The following is a 19,265-nucleotide window of genomic DNA, read 5'->3' on the forward strand; positions in this document are numbered from 1 at the left end:
ATGACTTTGCGATGGAGGCTGCAGCTCCCCTAAGATTGCATTCACGTTTTATTATCGCTAAACTGTTACTATGAATGAGGTGAAAAAAATGACAAATCAACATTTAATTGCATTAGATTTAGATGGAACACTTTTAACAGACGACAAACGCATTAACCCTGAAACGAAAGAAGTTGTACTTGATGCGATCGATCATGGACATATCGTATGTATCGCAACAGGGCGGCCTCACCGTGCGAGCATTGATTTCTATAAAGAACTTGGGTTAGAAACACCAATGGTCAATTTTAACGGAGCTCTCATTCACCATCCAAAAAATAAAAACTGGGATGCTCTTCATTCTCCGCTTTCGATACGAACGGCCCATAAAATTATTCACAAGTGTCATGAATTAGGCGTACGAAATATATTAGCGGAAGTAAAAGACACGGTTTACTTGGATCAGTACGATTCAGAAATTATGGAAATCTTCCATACAAATGATGATAATCCTGTAAACGTAGGTAATCTGCAATCAAATTTACAGGATGATCCCACTTCACTGTTGATCCATCCAGAAGAAGAAAAAATAAAAATTCTTCGTGAGGAGCTGGATACTCATGCTGAACTCATTGAACATCGTAAATGGGGTGCACCCTGGCATGTCATTGAGATTGTTCGTGCAGGTATGAATAAAGCGGTGGGCCTTCAAAAAATTGCTCATTATTATCACATCCCTCAAGAGCGAATTATTGCATTTGGCGATGAAGATAACGATTTTGAGATGATTGAATATGCTGGTATTGGCGTTGCGATGGGGAATGCCATTGACGAACTTAAGAACATGGCCAATTATGTAGCCGATACTAATGAACAAAATGGAATTGGTGAGTTTTTAACAGAATTTTTAAAATTAAACCGCAAAGCCATGTAAGTTATTTTTTTCCTTGAGTAACCTTTTTAGCCGGGGCCATACTAAGCTTGGACGCACAAAGCGTTCAGGCTTTTTTTGTGACAGGAGGCGAATGTCATGGATAAGCAAAACAAAGATGACAAACGTTGGACTGAAGTACGTCCATTTGATGAACGTCAAATGGAACCGAAACGACTATCCGATGCAAAACGCAAGGAAATGGAAGCAGACCAACACACAGTAGGAGGGTTTTAAAATGGCCAATTCCCTATTTGAAAACGCACGTAATGCGGTAAACCGAATGACGCAGGGTCGTCAAAAAGGTAACCACACAAGCCAAGAAGATATGCAAGCTGCCAAACAAGCGATTCAATCTGCATATAGCCAGTGCTCTCAAGAAGAGAAGCAAGAGCTACAGCAATTAGAACAAAGACTTGAAGCCGAACACAACGGTCAGCAGCAGCAACAGCAAAATAACATGCGTTAAATCTTATAGATCAGACTCTTTGTGAGTCTGATCTTTTTTTAATACTTTCCATTTTAATGACTTCAGTTAGACTAGAAACCACTTGAAGATTTGGATGTTTGTACGTAAATGGCGTCGTTTGAATCAGAAGAGCTTTCATATTTAAAATGAGTGCTGGGGCAATCTCATTCATAAAGTTATCACCGACGGAGACCACTTCTTCTGGAAAAAGTTCATATTCCTGCAAAATACGTGTAAAATGTTTCTTCGTTAAGGATGGCTTTTGAGCTGAAACGATAATTTCATCAAAAATATTATTCAGTTGCAGCTCGTCCAGCAGCTTGACAACATCGTAAGACTCGCTATTCGTAAGTAAAATTAATGTTTTATCCTGCTTCCACTTCCCAAGCATACGTTTTAATCCTCTCGTCTTTGTGAGGGCAAATTGATCCGAGACCATAAAATCTTTTGTTTGCACATAGCTTTCATAACAATCTTTTAAAGATAGTCCATGATGAACGGCAATCGAAAAAGGCAGCCACCAGCCATCACCAATGGCGATGATGTTCTCAAAATCAAAAGAAACCTCCTCTGGATAGTGATGGGCCACTTGTACATGAGTCCACGGTTCACCTTTCCAGGTCTTAGCTGCAACGACTAAATTTGTATAAGGATCAACCGTCAATATAGCGTCTGTCTTCAAATCATAGGCTTTACCTATCGACAGAGGATGTTCCCCTTGCAATACCTTTATGTAATCCTCTTCAAACGCCTCATGCTTCCCATAGCTGAGTTTCTCTTTCAACTGATTGGCATAATACTCAAAATGATGTATATCCTCATATAATGTTCCATCTAAATCAAAAATGATACATTTCACTTGGTCAAACATGCGCCTCTCCCCTTTTTCATTTCTTCTCTTCTATTATTGTAAAACGCTGTAAATCTTATTAGGGAAGCAAGTAAATTATTGTAATCAAATGGTAAAGCCTCTATGCAACTGGATGGAAGAACAGGACTAAACGAAATGAAATGACTACCTTTTTATGGAGAAGGCCTCTTGGAACCATCGCTTAGTTGATAACCTGCTGCTTTGATTTTGTTCGGCCATGAGGAGAAATAAAAAAGCTTGTAGAGAAAGCTGACGTTTCTCTACAAGCTGAACTGATATCACGTACGGTAATAAGAAGACTTTAATACAATCGCATAAAGGAGGTGACCTATGACCCAATAAATGATAGCGGTTACATCTGTCACTTCAGGAGTTTCTTTAATGGCAAGCACGGTTAAAGGGAAATAAGTAGAAGCGGCCATCCCAGATAAAATCAAAGCAACTCCCCATTGCCGTTTAGATGTTACTTTAATTTTTTTCATAAAAATATAACAAAACAGTATCCCAATGATCCACGAGATAATCATATGAAATAACCATTCCACAAACACCGGCCACTCGATGGAACCAATGACCGGAATGAAATCCACATTCATTAATAGGGTATAAATTTTCTTTTCGGTAATCAACTCGACAAACCACATGTAAATTCCTAAGGCCAGTCCAGAAGTTGTGCCAATGTAAATTCCCCATTTAATGAACATTGTCCATGCCTCCACTACATTTAATACGCTTCTTGTTTTCTAAGTTCCCGTAAGATGGTTTCTAAAACCTGGCGTAGTTGGCCTTCATCACATGGATAGTCAATATTCCTGAAGTATAAAGCACGCAAGAAGTGTTTACTGTTGTTAATAATTATTTCTTCAGCCGGATCATTCCAGCTTTTTCTTTGATATAACAACGTCTCTAACCACTCCACTCTTTCTTCTGGCTCGATCTTTTTAAACATGGTTAAGACGGCCGTCACCATACGTTCTTCTTCATCAAACAAATAGGGCTTATCAATTAAAAACTGACTACGGATAATAGGAAGCATGTCGATAACTTCTTGTCTCGTAATTTCATTACATGCGGCTACACTATCCAACGCGTCAGCCGCATGAGCCATAGAGTGGGCCCAGCCCTTTCCTTGAATATAGCCGCGATGGTCTTTCTCTTGTTCCATATAACGTTTTAAATTCTCCCATACACGATGTACTTCCGCTTCTCCAAGCAATCCAGTCTGCTGATGCTTTTTCATAATTGGCGGAATGAGCAAGACGGCAAAGCTTCTTTTAAAGACGGCATTTTCTTCTCTTGCTGACATCTTTATTCGATAAAACAAGTAATTTTTATTTAACACCGAGCGCAAAATATTCTTCAATTGGTCGTTGTTATAATAATCGCGCTCGATAAGTTTTGTGAAAATGGTATGAATCAAGTCATCCCGCAGCACTGGATCTGGAGACCCTATACGCTGCAGCATAATGGTCGTTAACTCTGACAAGTTCTGTCCTTGCGGGATTTCATAATTATTTTCCTTAATCTGTTGCAGTACATCTACTAATTTGGCTTCCATCTCATACCTCCCTGAAATTGTTCATATTGTATCATATTACTTATAAATTATTGAATCAGAAAGGCTCCCAGTTTAGTGTTCTTCAGTTTTCTGCTAAAATGAGTGAGTATAGAGAAGATTGGAGGAATAATCATGGCAATAACAATTGAAGAAACACCAAACCCGAACGCACGTAAATTTACAACCGACTCCCTCATTTTTCAAGGAGACGGCAGCGTTTCCGTCATGCCTGGACAAACGAGTGAATACGACATTATGAATCAACTTATGGAGCTTGAAGGCGTAGACAACGTCTTTGGATTCCAGAACTTCATTACGGTAAACCGTTTACCTGATGCAGATTGGGATGTACTAACTCCTAAAGTAGAAGGCGTTCTAACTGAATTCGGTTATTAGAACAAAGGCGCAAGTGCCCTGGTAGACACGAAACGCATAAGCAAAACGGCCGGAGGAAGGTGGTCTTCTCTTCCGAAGGGCGGATTGCTTATGACGCGAGTGTCTGGGCGCTGGAGCAGGATACCGCTCTTTTTAAAAAAATGTCCACAGCTTTGAATTTTATAATTTCCTAGACAAAAAAGGCTGACGCTATGTCAGCCTCAGCTTGTAGAGAAACTTTAGGTTTCTCTACATTTTTTTTACGAATGTGTAAGTTTCTTTCCTTCGATAGAATAAAGGGTTTTAGGTAACGACTCCCTTCTCATGCACGAAAGATGTACATCCTCCAGCCAAAATGGGGGAACCGTGATTACGAGAGCATTTTTAAGACTCAAAATTATCCAGAGGAACAAAATTCATATTAATGGGCTGTCCTTCCCCATCCCGGTCAAACATCGTCATGATAAGCGCCCCGTTTTCAGGAAGGTCTTCTTCATTAACCGTTATATCAAGTTCAAACGGGGACCACTCTGCATTCGGATCATCTACTTGCGCGGTTTCTTCTTCTATATATACATTATGACCATCATCGACGCTGTAGAAAAACTCTCCGCCGTCCACTTTAGCTTCTCCTGAGATATTGTACTGGCCATTTTCCCCTGTGAGTGTAAGCTCCCGGAAGATTTCTTCCCCATTTGCGGCAGCTTCTATTTCTTCTCTCACTTGTTCTTCCCCTTCAGCTTCTTCCTCGGCGTCTGCCTCTTGACCAGATTCTCCGCTTCCTACAGTCACAGAATCGGTGATTTCAAAAGGTTTCGTCTCAAGAGGCTGATCATTAATCGAAGTCACTAAAAATGACATGGTTGCATCATATTCTCCAGCAGGCAATTCCTCTTCTAACGTTTCGTTCGCTTCCAGCTTATCACCAGGGTCCAGCTCTTCAGTGGTCAGCTGCTGCGAAAATGCTTGTTCATTAGAATATTTGTAAACCTCTTCTCCATCGGCATTCTCCAGAACAATTTCATATTTTTGACTAGAATTAAAGCCAAGAATAATAGGTTCATCCGCCTCATTTGTAATGTGGAAATTGAAGTCAAGCCCTTCCTCTGTAGATTCTACGTTAGAATCAAAGGTTAATTGTTCAATAAGCGAAACAATATTTTCCGGCTCTGGTTCTTCGCTGGACTCGGAAGACTCCTCTTCTGAATTATTTTTCTCTTCTTCATTGGCATCGTCATTTGAACAACCGACTAAAAATACGACTAAACATCCTGCCACAATCGGAATCCATTTCTTCAGCGTCAACACTTCCTTTTCTCCGTGAGTTTACTTATCATCTTTTCTAAAGAAGCCAAATATACCTGTCGTTTGAACAATATTCGTAAACGCTTGAGGATCGACCTCTGAGATAATGCCTTGCAAGTCATAAAGCTCATAACGTGTTATAACCATGACAAGCATGTTTTTATCTTGTTGAGTAAAAGCACCTTTCGCAGGCAAAGTAGTAATTCCCCGCACCATTTTCGCATGAATGGCTTTTTCGAGGTCTGCCGCTTTTGTTGTGATAATCATTGCTGTCAGTTTTTCGTGACGAGTATGAATGGCGTCAATAACACGCGTCGTAACATATAACGTCAACAACGTATAAAGTGCGTTCTCAGGCTCATAAAGAAGACCTGCTATAGCTATAATAGCAGAATTGATAATTAAGAAATAAATGCCAATCGGACGATCTTTCATTCGTGATAAAATCATAGCCACGATATCAAGACCACCCGTTGAAGCACCCCATTTCAGTGTAATACCGACACCGAAACCACCGATAACACCGCCAAACACAGCGTTAAGAATAATGTCTTCTGACAACTGCAGAATCGGGATGATCTCTAGGAATAAAGTTGTAAAGGCAACAGATATCACACTGTACACCGTAAATCCTTTACCGACTTTATACCAGCCTAAGACCGCAACTGGAATGTTAAGTATGAATAAGATAAGACCTGTACTTACTCCAGGAACGTTTAAAAAGTCTTGGAATATACTCGTCAGTAACTGAGCAACCCCGGTAAATCCGCTTGCGTAAACATTGGCTTCAATAAGGAACAAGTTTAGAGATACGGCGTTAAATACAGCACCAATGAGTACGATTAAAATTCGTTTAATTTCAAATGAAAACATGTCGACCTCCTATCCAGCTTAAAAGTGCTATTCTTTTTTTATCACCGTTAAAATTTAAAATCAAGCTTTTCATTATCGTTTCCCATAAAAACATTTCAATAATCATGCCAGTTTTAAAGATTTCGCTTTACTATCCTCCCTCATAAGCCTACACTTAAAAGTATACAAACAAATGACGGTAGGTGAAAAGATGAATGTATCAATTATAAGTGATTCAGCATGTGACCTATCTTTAGATTATTTACATAAAATAAATGTTGAATGCTTACCATTAGGTGTCACTATTGGAGACAAAGAGTACGAAGATGGCAAAACCATTACTCCTGAGAAAGTTTACTCGCTGATGAAGGATGGAGAAGCGCCCAAAACATCCCAAGTTTCACCTGAAGCGTTTCGTCAAACCTTTACGAATTATGTTGAGAAAGACCAGCCATTCCTTTATTTTGCGCTATCTTCTGAATTGTCAGGGACTTATCACACCGCCAAAATGATTGAACAAGAAATTAAAGAAGAGCACCCTGACGCAAAATTTGAAGTCATTGATACAAAAGCTGCTTCATTAGGATATGGGCTGATTGTTATGAGGGCTGCCGAGCTTGCTCAAGAAGGAAAAAGCTTCGAAGAAATCCAAGAAATCGGTCAATACTACGCAGAGCACATGGAGCACATTTTCACGGTTGACGATCTCGAATATTTATATCGCGGGGGACGTGTGAGTAAGACAGCCGCTTTTGTCGGCAGTTTGTTACGAATTAAACCCCTCCTCCACGTAGAAGATGGAAAGCTCATTCCACTTGAGAAAATCCGAGGGTCTAAAAAAGTACTTAAACGTATGGTTGATATGATGAAAGAACGTGGTTTAGTACTAGACCAGCAGCGAATTGCAATCAGTCACGGGGACGACATCGAGACAGCTCAAAAGCTGGCCGACATGATTAAAGAAGAATGCGGGACAAAAGACATTCATATTGAAATGATCGGCGCTGTTATTGGTGCCCATGCCGGCCCTGGAACGATTGCTTTATTTTTCCTAAATGATGAACCTAAATAACCCCGTTAAAAAACGAAGAAGCCCCGTTGCTTCTTCGTTTATTCGTTCAGCGTTTTTTCTCTCGATTGTGCAGACTGGCGAAGTTCAATTGTAAAGGGAACAATAATACGTTTAGCTGGCTCGAGCTTGTTCTTTACTTTATCGATTAGACACTTCGCCGCTTGATAACCCAGTTCATAAATGTGGATATCCACAGTCGTTAAAGGCGGGCGGGTTACTTCTGATAAATACACATTATTAAAGCTGACAATCGAAACATCTTCAGGTACCAGCATACCAAACTCTTCAAGCATATTAATAACACCAATGCTCATTAAATCATCGGCGATCACTAAGCCTGTGGGCGGCTTTGGCAAGTTAAATAGTTCACTTACGGCCTGGCTCCCTCCGGATTTCAAGAACTCCGTATGCACTCTGTATTCTTCTAAATAAGGAAGGCCTGCCTCTTCAATTGCCAGCTGATATCCTCTCATCCGATCGATAGTCACGATTAAATCTGTAGAACCGCCAATAAACGCGATATTCTCGTGACCGAGATCAATTAAATGGTTGGTGATGTTTTTTCCACTTCGAATGTTGTCATTATCTACGTGAGTAATTTCGTCAACTCGTTCACTCGGTTTCCCAATGACGACAAAAGGGAAGTCTTTCTCCAATAGAAAATGAAGCACCGGGTCATTCACTTGAGAGTAGAGTAAAATAATGCCGTCCACACGGTTGGCATAAACCATCCGTTCTACCCCTTCAAGCATCTCTTCATCTTTCTCTCCCGTTGATAATAAAATAGAATAATCAAGCTGATGGGCCACCGCACTAATACCTCGTAACACCTCGGGAAAGAATGGGTTTTGTAACGCTTTATTTGCACTAGAAGGCATCACCACACCTAACGACTGAGTCGAACGGTTTGCTAATCCACGCGCGTTGGCGTTGGGATGATACCCCATCTCTTTCATTGCTTTTTTTACTTTCTTTTTCGTAGCCGGACTGATGCGGGGATGATCCGCAATTACCCTGGAAACGGTTGACGGAGCTACGCCAGCTGCCTTTGCTACTTCTTTGATCGTTACTCCCATATCCTTCACCTTCTGATTAATAATTGGTCAACTCTTATCCTTAATATATCATACTATTCGGCCAGCGTATGCTAAGCCCCACGCTTATTCTTTAAACTTATCCAAACGACTGCAATGACAAACAGCAGCAGAATGCCTCCGACGAACCCAATAAATAACCAGTTAAAGCCTTGATCCTCTTCCACTACAAATACATCAGAAGTTTCACGTGCCATTCCAAGCTTATAAACTCCATCATTAGACTGCCTGACCACTCCGTCTTCTAATAGACCGCGCATTTGATGATCATCTGGTAAATCCGTTAAATCAGTAGAACGCGTGCCAGAAGCGTTGTTAATGGCGATGACCATGATTTCATCCTCAAATTCTCGTTTGTAAACGGACATTCCATCCTCATTATAAAGCTCCTCGTAATCACCTCGTGTCAAGGCAGGGAATTCATCACGCATAGAATTCAGCTTCTCAATCCGCTGCTCTAATTGCTCATCTCCCCCTTTAAAATTCATCATTTTACGATTGTCCGGATCTTCTCCACCGTCCAGAGGCACTTCACTTCCATAATACGTAATCGGAAAACCTGGAGCCGTAAACATATGCGTTAAAGCCAATTTCCAGCGAGTGACCGGATTTTCGTTCTCTTTTCCAGCCACCCGAGTAAACCTTTTATTATCATGATTATCAATAAAGTTACCTAAAAGATACGGCTCTTCATAATACTCTTTATTCCTCTGCCACACATTAGACAGGGATGTGAGAGAACCATCCGAAGCTTTAAACGTTTCAGTCGCCGCATTATAATAAGGATAATCGACGAAACTATCAATCCCTGTGGATTCATAATCTGCTATATATGTAGGGTCGTCACTCCACACTTCGCCTAATAAAAAGAAATCTTCATCGACCGATTTCACGTGATCATTAAACTCTGACCAAAACTCTTTAGGAACGTGTTTAACCGTGTCCAGTCGAAATCCATCCACACCCGTTTCTTCAATCCAAAATTCAGCCGCATCAAACAAGTATTGCTTCACTTCAGGATTTTCCGTATTTAAGTCCGGCAGTCCAGAGAGCCAGCCATCTTCTAATCGCTGTTGATCATCTCCCATAATCGACTGTTCTTCATGAAACCAATCATCTTTCTCTTCATCATCAAGCCAAGAATGCTGGGAGCCCGTATGATTAACTACAAAGTCAAAGATGACTTTTATATCACGATCGTGTGCTTCCTCTACTAGCTTTTTCGCGTCTTCCATAGTTCCAAAGTGCTCTTCCACTTCCATGAAGTCTTCAATCCAGTATCCATGATAGCCTTTTTCTTCATTTTCCATGATAGGCGTCAGCCATATCGACGTGAAACCTAATTCTTCAATGTAATCAAGCTGATCAATAATTCCTTGAAGATCACCACCATGGTAAGCGGCGGGATCATCGGTGTCCACTTCGTAGTCGTTTTCCTTATCGCCATTCATAAACCGATCCACCATAATAAAATACATGCTTTCGTCCTGCCATTTACGTTCTTCTTTTTCAGCCGCATGGGAGTTATGGGCGCAAAAAAGAAGAAACGGAATGAGCATGAGAATCGTTGCAAACTTTCTCATCTTCCGTTCCCCCTATTTATAACTTATGTCTTTAAGATTATCCCTTTGTACCTCCAGCCGTCAATCCAGAAATGAAATATCTTTGTAAAGACAGAAAAAATTGATATTCGAACAGCAATAAAAACAGAGTCTCTAAGGTCCCTGAGAAGTGAGACTTTCCTTCTTGCCCCTTTTTAAGCAAACGATGTGGACTATTTAAATAGAGAAAAACCCGAGCAAGTTAAATGGTTCGGGTCTTTTTTAGATTACTATTGTTTTATTACAGCCACCTTATTTGATTTGAATATTGTAAGTGGTTAGCCAATAATTAATTTGACAAAGGTGAGCGATTAACTGCGGTCCAGTCATCAGCTGTCCAAACCAAGGGGTATCAATGGTTTTCCCTTCTGACTGATTCAATGCTTTTAATTCATTATGATCAAACAAATCAAAGATTGGAGCATGCGGCACACTCAAAATTTCATCCATCCATTCAGTTACAGCCTTCGTATAGTCAGGGTTAAATGTTTTAGGATAAGGGTTCTTCTTTCTCTTTAACACTCCTTCAGGTAAAATTCCTCTTAATGCTTCCCTTAACAAACCTTTTTCCTGTTCTCCATGATGCTTCATTTCCCAGGGAATATTATAAGCATATTCTACGATTCGGTGGTCACTAAAAGGAACTCGAACCTCCAGGCTCGCCCCCATACTCATCCGGTCTTTTCTTTCTAGTAAGGTCTGCATGAACCAATTCATATTCAAATACAGCATTTGTCTATGCTTAGAAGCAGCAATAGATTCCCCTTTTAAAAGCGGAGCTTCATTAATTGAATCCTGATAACGGTCCAGCATGTATTGTTCTAAGTCATATTGCTGGCCTATGTCCTTTCGAATAAGTTTTTGCCGCTCCTGGATTGAGCGAATCCATGGGAACCCCTTTCTATCCCTGTCTTCTTTGCGATAAAACCATGGATAGCCTCCGAAAATTTCATCTGCACATTCTCCTGACAACGATACTGTCACGTGGTTTTTTATACGCTCACAAAACCATAATAAAGACGAATCAACATCCGCCATCCCCGGCAGATCCCTCAGCTCTACTGATCTTTTCAGTCTAGAAACAAGGTCTTCGACGCTTGCTTCTAATGTGTAATGTTTCGTTTGGTGTGCTTTCTGCACCATTTGAATATACGTAAAATCACGATCAGGCTGAAAAGCATTACTTTTAAAGAATTTCTCTTGTTCTTCATAGTCAATGGAGAACGTTTCTAATGAGCCCAGTCCCTCTTTTTTATAATGATCTGCCGCTATGGAAGTAATTGCACTAGAATCAACACCGCCAGAAAGGAATGTACCGAGCTTTACATCACTTACTAATTGCCGCTCAACAGCATCAATAAACAGCTGCCTCACCTGTTCGACCGTTTCTTTAAATGAAGAATGATGAGCATCACTTGCAACATTCCAATATCGTTTCACTGCAAAAGTTCCTTGATGCCATATTGCACAAAAACCCGGCCTGACTTCATGGATTCCTTCAAATACCCCGTGACCAGGTGTTCGGGATGGTCCTAGCGTAAGAATTTCAAGAATACCTTCCTCAGCGATTCTCGCCTGTTTTTGAGGGTGAGCAAGAATAGCTTTCATTTCTGAAGCAAAAAGCAGCCCGTCTTTTTGTTCACTATAAAATAAAGGCTTTACCCCGAGACGATCGCGTGCTAAGAATAGCCGCTGCTTGTGAACCTCCCACACGCTAAAAGCAAATATTCCATTAAAGTGATCAAGACATGCCTCGCCCCATTCCATATAACTAACGAGAACGACTTCGGTATCTGAATGGCCTCTAAACGTCCAGCCTTTCGCCTTCAATTGATTTCTTACTTCATCCGTATTGTATAGCTCTCCGTTATAACAAAGAACATATTCCTCACCATTAGCCTGCCTCACCATGGGCTGAATGCCGCCTTTAGGGTCAACAACAATTAAACGCTGATGTCCAAATCCTGCCGGCCCTTTCACCCATTTTTGATAATCATCTGGACCTCTATGCTTAATCGTTTCAGCCATCTTATCGATCATGAGAAGCTTTTCTTCTTCTCTGCTTTGGGTATTCACCCACCCTACAAACCCGCACACAGGCGTCACCTTCCTTTTTACGTAACGTACTCAGTTGACGAACTAAGCACTCGGTCTTTTCCTCGTATAAAAAAAGCATCATAGTATAAGGTATGACGCTGGGCTTGGATGCTATGAATTTTTTTAAAAAAAGCGTTGACTTTATCATTGATAATGATTATCATTATTATTGAGAAAAGTGATCATTGTTACCCCCAATAACAATGATCTTAAACAAACCATCCCCCCCCCCCCCTTTACATGAAAAAACCTGCATGCGACGAAAGCATGCAGGTTAATTTTTTTAGGCAGGCAGTATACCTAATGGTAAAACTCCAAAACCAAGGATAAGTGCCAGAATTCCCGCGATAACAAGCTGGGCCCACCATGCGCCGGCTGGTTTTTTCTTCTTGTATTTTACTGTGACCATTTCCATTGCTGCAATGACCCATAAACCAACAAGTAATTTAACAACAGCTAATCCAATTTGGTCAGACCCCATATATTCCGCAAACAGGGATCCACCAGAATATAAGATTAATAGATAGGTTGCACGTAAAATCATTTGTGAGATCTTTGCTGCTTTTTCATTACCACTTCTTGTAAATGTTGTTGCTAGCCCTACTAGGGCAAAGGCAATTACCCATGAGGTAATATGTAAGTGTGCCAACAATATTCCTCCTTTTTCTTCATGAATCTTCCTTCATCATACCATGTGTGTGTCCTTTTTTCTTGAAAAAAGCTTAACTGAATAATTTCTTATTAGTGAGAAAATTGTTACTAAACCTGTTATACTGTACGTGAAGTTTTATTTGAATTTGGAGGGATATCATGGCAGTTCAAAGTCAACAAATTATCGATCAGACTCAAGAATATGGTGCAAAAAACTATCACCCTTTACCTATTGTTATTTCCAAAGCAGAAGGTGTATGGGTGGAAGATCCTGAAGGCAACCGCTACATGGATATGCTTAGCGCATATTCTGCTGTCAATCAGGGGCATCGTCATCCTAAAATCATACAAGCACTTAGAGATCAAGCCGATCGTGTAACCCTTACATCTCGTGCTTTTCACAATGACCAGCTGGGTCCTTGGTATGAAAAGGTTTGTAAGTTAACGAATAAAGAAATGGCTTTACCGATGAACACAGGTGTGGAAGCTGTAGAAACAGCGATCAAAGCTACTCGTCGCTGGGCTTATGATAAAAAAGGTGTACCAGACGGCCAAGCTGAATTCATCGCTTGTGAGGGTAATTTCCACGGCCGAACATTGACAGCTGTATCCTTATCATCTGAAGAAGAATATCAGCGTGGCTTTGGACCGCTTCTTCCTGGTATTAAGCTGATCCCTTATGGTGATATCGATGCATTAAAAGAAGCAATTACGGAGAACACAGCTGGCTTTCTACTCGAGCCGATTCAAGGGGAAGCCGGGATTGTCATGCCGCCTGAAGGTTTCCTAAAAGAGGCGTATGAAGTATGTAAACAAGAAAACGTACTATTTATTGCTGATGAAATTCAAGCAGGATTAGGCCGCAGCGGAAAAATGTTCGCCTGTGACTGGGAAGACGTTTCTCCTGATGTCTTAATTCTTGGTAAAGCTCTTGGCGGCGGCGTGTTCCCGATTTCCTGCGTCGTAGCGAATAAAGAAATTCTTGGTGTCTTCAATCCTGGATCCCATGGCTCTACATTTGGTGGAAATCCGCTGGCAAGTGCCGTATCCATGGCTGCTCTTGATGTCATCGAAGAAGAAAAGCTGGCCGATCGCTCGCTTGAGCTCGGAACGTATATGAAAGAAGAACTTAGCAAAATCGATAACCCAATCATTAAAGAGATTCGTGGTAAAGGGTTATTCATTGGAGTTGAGCTGACGGAGGCGGCAAGACCATACTGTGAAGACCTTAAAGAAAAAGGACTTCTATGTAAGGAAACACATGAAAACGTTATTCGTTTCGCCCCTCCATTAACGATTGATAAAGCTGATCTCGATTGGGCGATTGCACAAATTAAAGAAGTACTCAGCCAATAAAATAAAAGCTTCGGCCGCGGCCGAAGCTTTTTTCTGATTAGTGGAAGTGGTTTTTTGACATTTGAGAAAGGATTTTTTCCATTTCAAGCACTTTTTCTAACATTTCCTTAAATCAGTCAATGGAAGTAATTTTTTTCTGTCCCCACGGAGCAACGACAATCTCTACCACTCGGCTTTCCACTTGTTCGAACGAATCACCAGTATCCTCTTCAATAAAATAACGGTCTAAGCCAATATTGACGTGCAGGTTATTCTGGGACATATCGCTCCAATCATACTTTGCTTTTAGCTCCACTTGACCTTCTTCTGTAGCAGAAGAGGCTGGAGCAGCTTGAACGACCTCATACTTTCCATCTTCCCCTTCTTCTACAGTTACGAACACCATATCTCCTCGCTCTGGATCCTCACTTCCTTGCCAAAGCTCTGCGGGGAAACTTTCAATATCATAACGCAGCGTCACATAATCTCCATAAAACGGGTCCCGTGGATCAATAGGCTCTGTTTCTAGATAGATGGTTTCGCCCCACCGATCCATTGCATAATAAGAGGCTGACATTCCGATAAGGAAGAGAGCTTGTAAGCTGACAACGACATAAAATAGTGTCCACTTCATGATGGCTCCCCTCCTTTAACTTGGCGACGTTTTTTCTCCAAAAAGTAACTGAGGATAAATAGCAAAATGCCTCCGGTGAAAAAGAAGATCGAGCGATCCATAAACGCCCATGCCAATTGAAAATAAGCAACGAATGTTGTAATGAGAAAAGCCAGCGTTCCTTTCATAACCCACTCTGGTTGTTCCTTTCGATAGCCAGCAAGCAGCCATCCGAGCGAATAAGCGAACATAAGCAGCAACGACAAAAGATCGCCTGCCCCGATTCGAAACACTGGAATGAAGAGCACCAAATCAATCCAATTAAATTTTGTGGACTCCATGGCCGATTGAATCACAGCGTACATAAAGAGAATCGACCAGGCTAAGAAGAAGAAGTTTGAATACTCGACATCCTCACTTTCATAGCCTAAAAGAAACACTTGAAAAAGATTCAATGTAAAGATAGACAATACAGCGATTGATCCAAAGGTTTTCAAATGGAGCTGCCCATAAGGCAAATGACTCACGATATAAAGGGCGAGGAAAAGAAGAATCAGCCAATAATAAGACCAGCCATATGAAAAAACAAACACCATCGATTGAATGACATAGCTGATAGCAAACAACCCGGTTAAGAGACGGTTCCCATTTTTGTACAAAACCCAGCCAAGCCCTGCAACAAACAATAGACCAAGTGGAATGTAAAAGTCTTGATACGTACTTCCGCTATAAATTTGGCCAGCTGTAACAATAACTAACGTAGCTAAAAATAAAATGGATTCTTTAAAAACAAGCAATAAGCCAAAACCAGCCAGCGACCAGATTAAAAAAGGAAAAGCACTAAATGACGTAAAGTGATACATTTGTCCGGTTAAAAAGATGCCAGCTCCAAACACACATAAGGCAATAATAATGAAGCTAAGTCCCACTGGCTTTGAACGCCGTTGATATAACATCGCGCCAGTTCCATAAAAAACAAGCAGGAAAAAGAGGATAATCGCCATTTTCACAAGATCTGATAAAGCGGACCAATTTGATGCTATAAACGTAAGAAAACCTAAACCGATAAATAATGCGGCAAAGGTAAGTAAAACCGGATGTCCGGTCTTTTTTTCATAACGTTTTAGAATTTGCACCCTTTGCCCAGAAGTGATCACACCATCTTTTACCCAGCGCTCTGATTCCTTCTCTAGTTGTCCGCGGTTCACAAGATCATCCCTTTCCTAAGAGGCCTGACTGTCAGAACGTTTAAGAGGCTGTTTCTTACCATACGTCATTGTTCTCCATAACCATTCCAGCGGTCCATATTGGTATTTATTAATCCATAGCTTGCTCAATACCACTTGAAAGCTAAATATAATGACTACGATTCCTACACTCGCAAGCGGAGTAACTTCTCCGTACCACCCAAAGCCAACAGAATAAAATAAAATAAAACAGATCACCGATTGAAAAATGTAGTTTGATAGTGACATTCGTCCAACCCACGTTAAAGGCTTCACCAGCTTTTTACCCACTGATGAACGAAAAGCTAAAGTGACCGTTAATAAATAAAAAACAGCTGAGGAAGATCCGCCGATATTATCCTGCATCAATTGAAACCATTCGGGATTCCCTATCACATATGGTCCGGCTTTAAATAAAATAAATAATACCCCGGTCATCACCCACCATCTTTTAATCGTGGCCAAATGGTCCTCCGGGTGATGCAGCCATTTCTTTTTAGCAATATATGCGCCCAATAAAAACATAGGTATTAGAGATAAAGCAAGCAGAGGTAAAGTGGCTAAATTGTTGCTGTACGTCCAATCAGCAAAATTTTGCTGCCAAATATTGAGCAGCGATCCTTCTCCATAATTTTGTTTGGCCGCTTCCACTTCCGCATACGAGCTAAATGCGCCGAGCTTACTTCTCACGGCATAGAGCCCTAAGGTTAACGGGAATGTGAGAACACCAAGCATAGTGAAGGCAGTAATGATCAGAGTCTTAGGTGAAGCATTAAAAAAGGCAAACATAGCAAATCCGAATAATCCGTAAGACAATAAGATATCCCCATGCCAAATGAGAAAGGCGTGAACCGCTCCAAATCCAAGCAGTACCATCAGCCTGCGAAATATGATGGGGCGGTAAGAAACATGTTTTTGTTCTAATCGTTCCTTCATCATATAAAGACCGAAGCCGAACATAAGTGAAAATAATGTATAAAAACTAGCTTGAAAAAAGATATCAATGATCGTTTGAACGGCTTGACTGGTCTCCGAAGGGAAAAATTGATCTTCGCCGCCGTACAAGAAATAAGGTGCGTTAAAGGCAGGAACATTCACCATAAATATGCCCAAAATTGCCAAGCCGCGAGCTGCATCGATCCAGCTCAGCCGATCTCTATCTTGTAAAGGTGCCCCCTGTTGTTTCACTAAGATTCCCCCTTATTAATTTCATTTTACTTTTATTACGATATTTACACAATGTTGGTTCATATAGATGTAGAAAGGAGAATATTTATGCCTGCAAAAGTTGGCTTCGTTAAAATCATTACCGTATCTTCCGCTGGTGTCTTTAATATTGGAGATGTGTTCAGCATGACTCCTCATGCTACTTCGAAAACTTTTGCCGGAGGAGGTTCATTTAATACAGGTAATGGGATTCGAATCCATTTAGATAAAGCAGAAACGTATATTAATGATAAAGAAGTTATCGATCAGTCTTTAAACGAATAAGGGGGGATTTAATGTGAATATGACGATTTATCAAACCATCTCCATTCGCTACATTAAGATTGGAACAGTCGCTAACTCTTCCATTATTCAAATTGGCAGCTCAGGCGTTATTCAAGCACAAGCTGATTTATATAACACAGGTACGTTTACTGAGCCAGCAAAAGAACCAGAGCCCAAAGATGGAGAAGTGTACATTCCTGAAGCAGACTCCGGTCCTCTCGTTCCGCTTACGTAGGCAAATTTCGGTGTCAAACAGCATAAGCTAAAAAGGGGTGAATGCTAATGAACAACTATTATTCCTGGGATCAGTGGATGCAGCAAGTCATGGAACAAATGCAAGAGCAGCAGCGGCTTATTGAAGAACTCACCCAAAAGCTTGAGCATTTACAATCGAAAGAACAGACGAAAACAGTGATCGAAAAGATTGAATACCATTTTGATCAATTAAAAATTGAAACACTGGAGGGCACGTTACAAATTGGCCTGACGCCGAACGGTTCTCCGGAAACGAATATAGAAGACTTGTATACCGGACAAACTGCTGAACCTTATTTAGATGAGCTAATGGGACACTCGGTGCCTCAAGCGATTGATGATTATGTAAGAAGCCATCACCTCTCTCTTCCCGGGGATCACCGAGACCATATGATTAAGGATATTAATCAACAATTGCCTGAACGATTTGAGGCGCATAAAAAGCACGAACCAAACCTTTCCAATGAGCAAATCGCCCAGCGGCTCGCAGAAGAAATTAGACGTTCTGTCGGTCAATATTTAGACCAATATGAAAATGGGGGATCCGAATGAATTTCACCGTTCATAACTATGGATTAGATGTTGGGAACGTTCATGTAACAAGTGTAACGACGTCTTCGGTGTTTTTAATTGGTGATAACCGCACCATTCGATTGCGTTCTTATTTTGACACACCACCGGAATCCTTAATCATAGGTCCTTATACGGAAGAGACAGAGGAAATTGAGAATGACGAATAAGCGAATAGCTGATGTACACCAAGCTGAAATGACCACGATTACCGTCGGTTCTGGTTTGCTCATTGGCGACTTGGTGCATTACCATCCTCGAGCGAAAGTGTTGGCTGTCCAAGAAGAAACACGTACTTTTCAGGACTTTATCGATTTTGAAGATTTACCGTTTTTTCAAGCTGAGCTTTCACCACCGAAACCTCCCATAACTATTGACACCACTATTATCCACCATCATTCTTCCATTCGCGTACAAAATGTCCACATAAAAAGTGCTTCCACTGCCGGTCTTGTCCAAATCGGCAGCATCGATTATGTAGACGGTGAATCTAGACTAAAACATATTCGTATCCTAGAAAGCGAACAGTAAGGATTTTTTCACATACGCTATAATAGTAAGCAGATAAGGAGGACTTCGTTATGCCATCCATTATTGGTCCTTTCCGTATCAATAGTATAAGTGGAGGAGTCGTTAACTTGGGGGATTCGTTCTATATTTCTCCTAAGAGTTCCTCAAAAACGACAACCGGGTCAGGTTCATCCAATACCGGTGATTTTATTGCGACATATAACGGCTTTAGTAACGTACAGCCGGTAGATCCCGATGTCAATGATCAAAATGTAGGCGGCGCCTAGCGTCACCTCGGTACCAGGTACCGAGGCTCTTTTTTTACTGCCTCTGACCGCTTTTTTGTCTCTCGGTACCTGGTACCAATCAGCTCTCTTACCGCAAAAGAGCGGTACCGTCAGCACTCCCAT

General features: G+C 41.0%; 24 protein-coding genes and 1 pseudogene. 12 read left to right on the plus strand and 13 right to left on the minus strand.

Annotated features, from left to right (window positions below; genetic code table 11):
• Positions 1 to 88: 88 nt before the first annotated feature.
• The 3 genes from IEV27_RS06440 (at position 89) to IEV27_RS06450 (ending at position 1,379) form a co-directional block, all read left to right on the plus strand.
• Positions 89 to 913 (plus strand): Cof-type HAD-IIB family hydrolase, encoded by an 825-nt coding sequence (locus IEV27_RS06440; RefSeq protein ID WP_188376604.1) that lies wholly within the window; start codon positions 89 to 91, stop codon positions 911 to 913.
• Between the two features lie 96 nt (positions 914 to 1,009).
• Entirely contained in the window at positions 1,010 to 1,147 is a 138-nt protein-coding gene (locus IEV27_RS06445; protein WP_188376605.1) for a hypothetical protein, read from the plus strand.
• Between the two features lies 1 nt (position 1,148).
• Positions 1,149 to 1,379, plus strand: coding sequence for a DUF3813 domain-containing protein (locus IEV27_RS06450; RefSeq protein ID WP_188376606.1), 231 nt, complete (start codon positions 1,149 to 1,151; stop codon positions 1,377 to 1,379).
• A 10-nt stretch (positions 1,380 to 1,389) separates the two neighbouring features.
• Here IEV27_RS06450 and IEV27_RS06455 read toward each other — a convergent pair whose 3' ends face one another.
• From IEV27_RS06455 to IEV27_RS06465, 3 genes are all read right to left on the minus strand, one after another.
• Positions 1,390 to 2,250, minus strand: a complete 861-nt coding sequence (locus IEV27_RS06455; protein ID WP_188376607.1) for an HAD family hydrolase — start codon at positions 2,248 to 2,250, stop codon at positions 1,390 to 1,392.
• Positions 2,251 to 2,528: 278 nt separating this feature from the next.
• Positions 2,529 to 2,954 carry a hypothetical protein gene (locus tag IEV27_RS06460; RefSeq protein WP_188376608.1) on the minus strand — a complete coding sequence of 142 codons (426 nt, stop codon included), beginning with the start codon at positions 2,952 to 2,954 and terminating at the stop codon, positions 2,529 to 2,531.
• Between the two features lie 20 nt (positions 2,955 to 2,974).
• Complete coding sequence (locus IEV27_RS06465) at positions 2,975 to 3,808, minus strand: DUF2785 domain-containing protein (RefSeq protein WP_188376609.1); 834 nt, start codon at positions 3,806 to 3,808, stop codon at positions 2,975 to 2,977.
• A 132-nt stretch (positions 3,809 to 3,940) separates the two neighbouring features.
• On the opposite strand from IEV27_RS06465, the gene IEV27_RS06470 reads away from it, so the two are divergent.
• On the plus strand, positions 3,941 to 4,204 hold the full coding sequence (locus IEV27_RS06470; protein WP_188376610.1) for a NifU N-terminal domain-containing protein: 264 nt from the start codon (positions 3,941 to 3,943) through the stop codon (positions 4,202 to 4,204).
• A gap of 363 nt (positions 4,205 to 4,567) precedes the next feature.
• Here the strand turns inward: IEV27_RS06470 and IEV27_RS06475 are convergent, their stop codons facing one another.
• Entirely contained in the window at positions 4,568 to 5,491 is a 924-nt protein-coding gene (locus IEV27_RS06475; protein WP_188376611.1) for a BsuPI-related putative proteinase inhibitor, read from the minus strand.
• An 18-nt stretch (positions 5,492 to 5,509) separates the two neighbouring features.
• On the minus strand, positions 5,510 to 6,361 hold the full coding sequence (locus tag IEV27_RS06480) for a YitT family protein (protein ID WP_188376612.1): 852 nt from the start codon (positions 6,359 to 6,361) through the stop codon (positions 5,510 to 5,512).
• A gap of 190 nt (positions 6,362 to 6,551) precedes the next feature.
• Here IEV27_RS06480 and fakB point away from each other — a divergent pair, with 190 nt between their 5' ends.
• On the plus strand, positions 6,552 to 7,412 hold the full coding sequence (gene fakB, locus IEV27_RS06485; protein ID WP_188376613.1) for a DegV family protein: 861 nt from the start codon (positions 6,552 to 6,554) through the stop codon (positions 7,410 to 7,412).
• Positions 7,413 to 7,450: 38 nt separating this feature from the next.
• Here fakB and IEV27_RS06490 read toward each other — a convergent pair whose 3' ends face one another.
• From IEV27_RS06490 to IEV27_RS06505, 5 genes and pseudogenes are all read right to left on the minus strand, one after another.
• On the minus strand, positions 7,451 to 8,488 hold the full coding sequence (locus tag IEV27_RS06490) for a LacI family DNA-binding transcriptional regulator (protein ID WP_188376614.1): 1,038 nt from the start codon (positions 8,486 to 8,488) through the stop codon (positions 7,451 to 7,453).
• Between the two features lie 71 nt (positions 8,489 to 8,559).
• Positions 8,560 to 10,089 (minus strand): alpha-amylase family glycosyl hydrolase, encoded by a 1,530-nt coding sequence (locus IEV27_RS06495; RefSeq protein WP_188376615.1) that lies wholly within the window; start codon positions 10,087 to 10,089, stop codon positions 8,560 to 8,562.
• 37 nt (positions 10,090 to 10,126) lie between these two features.
• Positions 10,127 to 10,217, minus strand: a pseudogene (locus tag IEV27_RS20075) (sugar ABC transporter permease); the annotation flags it as partial.
• 142 nt (positions 10,218 to 10,359) lie between these two features.
• Positions 10,360 to 12,204, minus strand: coding sequence for an asparagine synthase (glutamine-hydrolyzing) (asnB, locus tag IEV27_RS06500; protein WP_188376616.1), 1,845 nt, complete (start codon positions 12,202 to 12,204; stop codon positions 10,360 to 10,362).
• Between the two features lie 283 nt (positions 12,205 to 12,487).
• Positions 12,488 to 12,853, minus strand: coding sequence for a YisL family protein (locus tag IEV27_RS06505; protein ID WP_188376617.1), 366 nt, complete (start codon positions 12,851 to 12,853; stop codon positions 12,488 to 12,490).
• Between the two features lie 161 nt (positions 12,854 to 13,014).
• Between IEV27_RS06505 and IEV27_RS06510 the strand changes: the two genes are divergently transcribed.
• Positions 13,015 to 14,211, plus strand: coding sequence for an ornithine--oxo-acid transaminase (locus IEV27_RS06510; RefSeq protein ID WP_188376618.1), 1,197 nt, complete (start codon positions 13,015 to 13,017; stop codon positions 14,209 to 14,211).
• 112 nt (positions 14,212 to 14,323) lie between these two features.
• Here the strand turns inward: IEV27_RS06510 and IEV27_RS06515 are convergent, their stop codons facing one another.
• Genes IEV27_RS06515 through IEV27_RS06525 form a run of 3 tightly spaced genes read right to left on the minus strand, consistent with a single transcriptional unit; the run spans position 14,324 to position 17,217 of the window.
• Positions 14,324 to 14,824 (minus strand): GDYXXLXY domain-containing protein, encoded by a 501-nt coding sequence (locus IEV27_RS06515; protein WP_188376619.1) that lies wholly within the window; start codon positions 14,822 to 14,824, stop codon positions 14,324 to 14,326.
• A complete protein-coding gene (locus IEV27_RS06520; RefSeq protein ID WP_188376620.1) occupies positions 14,821 to 16,011 on the minus strand; it encodes a DUF2157 domain-containing protein in 1,191 nt (396 codons plus the stop codon). The genes IEV27_RS06515 and IEV27_RS06520 overlap by 4 nt, the downstream gene beginning before the upstream one ends.
• A gap of 15 nt (positions 16,012 to 16,026) precedes the next feature.
• The gene (locus IEV27_RS06525; protein ID WP_188376621.1) at positions 16,027 to 17,217 is read right to left on the minus strand and encodes a DUF418 domain-containing protein; all 1,191 of its coding nucleotides are present in this window, start codon (positions 17,215 to 17,217) and stop codon (positions 16,027 to 16,029) included.
• 87 nt (positions 17,218 to 17,304) lie between these two features.
• On the opposite strand from IEV27_RS06525, the gene IEV27_RS06530 reads away from it, so the two are divergent.
• Genes IEV27_RS06530 through IEV27_RS06555 form a run of 6 tightly spaced genes read left to right on the plus strand, consistent with a single transcriptional unit; the run spans position 17,305 to position 19,142 of the window.
• Positions 17,305 to 17,520, plus strand: a complete 216-nt coding sequence (locus tag IEV27_RS06530) for a spore germination protein (protein WP_188376622.1) — start codon at positions 17,305 to 17,307, stop codon at positions 17,518 to 17,520.
• Positions 17,521 to 17,539: 19 nt separating this feature from the next.
• A complete protein-coding gene (locus IEV27_RS06535; RefSeq protein ID WP_245345361.1) occupies positions 17,540 to 17,755 on the plus strand; it encodes a spore germination protein GerPB in 216 nt (71 codons plus the stop codon).
• Between the two features lie 47 nt (positions 17,756 to 17,802).
• Complete coding sequence (gerPC, locus tag IEV27_RS06540) at positions 17,803 to 18,327, plus strand: spore germination protein GerPC (protein WP_188376624.1); 525 nt, start codon at positions 17,803 to 17,805, stop codon at positions 18,325 to 18,327.
• Complete coding sequence (locus tag IEV27_RS06545; protein ID WP_188376625.1) at positions 18,324 to 18,515, plus strand: spore germination protein GerPD; 192 nt, start codon at positions 18,324 to 18,326, stop codon at positions 18,513 to 18,515. The genes gerPC and IEV27_RS06545 overlap by 4 nt, the downstream gene beginning before the upstream one ends.
• Positions 18,505 to 18,876, plus strand: coding sequence for a spore germination protein GerPE (locus IEV27_RS06550; protein ID WP_188376626.1), 372 nt, complete (start codon positions 18,505 to 18,507; stop codon positions 18,874 to 18,876). Before IEV27_RS06545 ends, IEV27_RS06550 begins: the two co-directional genes overlap by 11 nt.
• 50 nt (positions 18,877 to 18,926) lie before the next feature.
• Positions 18,927 to 19,142 carry a spore germination protein gene (locus IEV27_RS06555; protein WP_188376627.1) on the plus strand — a complete coding sequence of 72 codons (216 nt, stop codon included), beginning with the start codon at positions 18,927 to 18,929 and terminating at the stop codon, positions 19,140 to 19,142.
• The last annotated feature ends 123 nt before the right edge of the window (positions 19,143 to 19,265 follow it).

This window comes from Halobacillus andaensis (assembly GCF_014636475.1).
GTDB classification, from domain to species: domain Bacteria; phylum Bacillota; class Bacilli; order Bacillales; family Halobacillaceae; genus Halobacillus_A; species Halobacillus_A andaensis.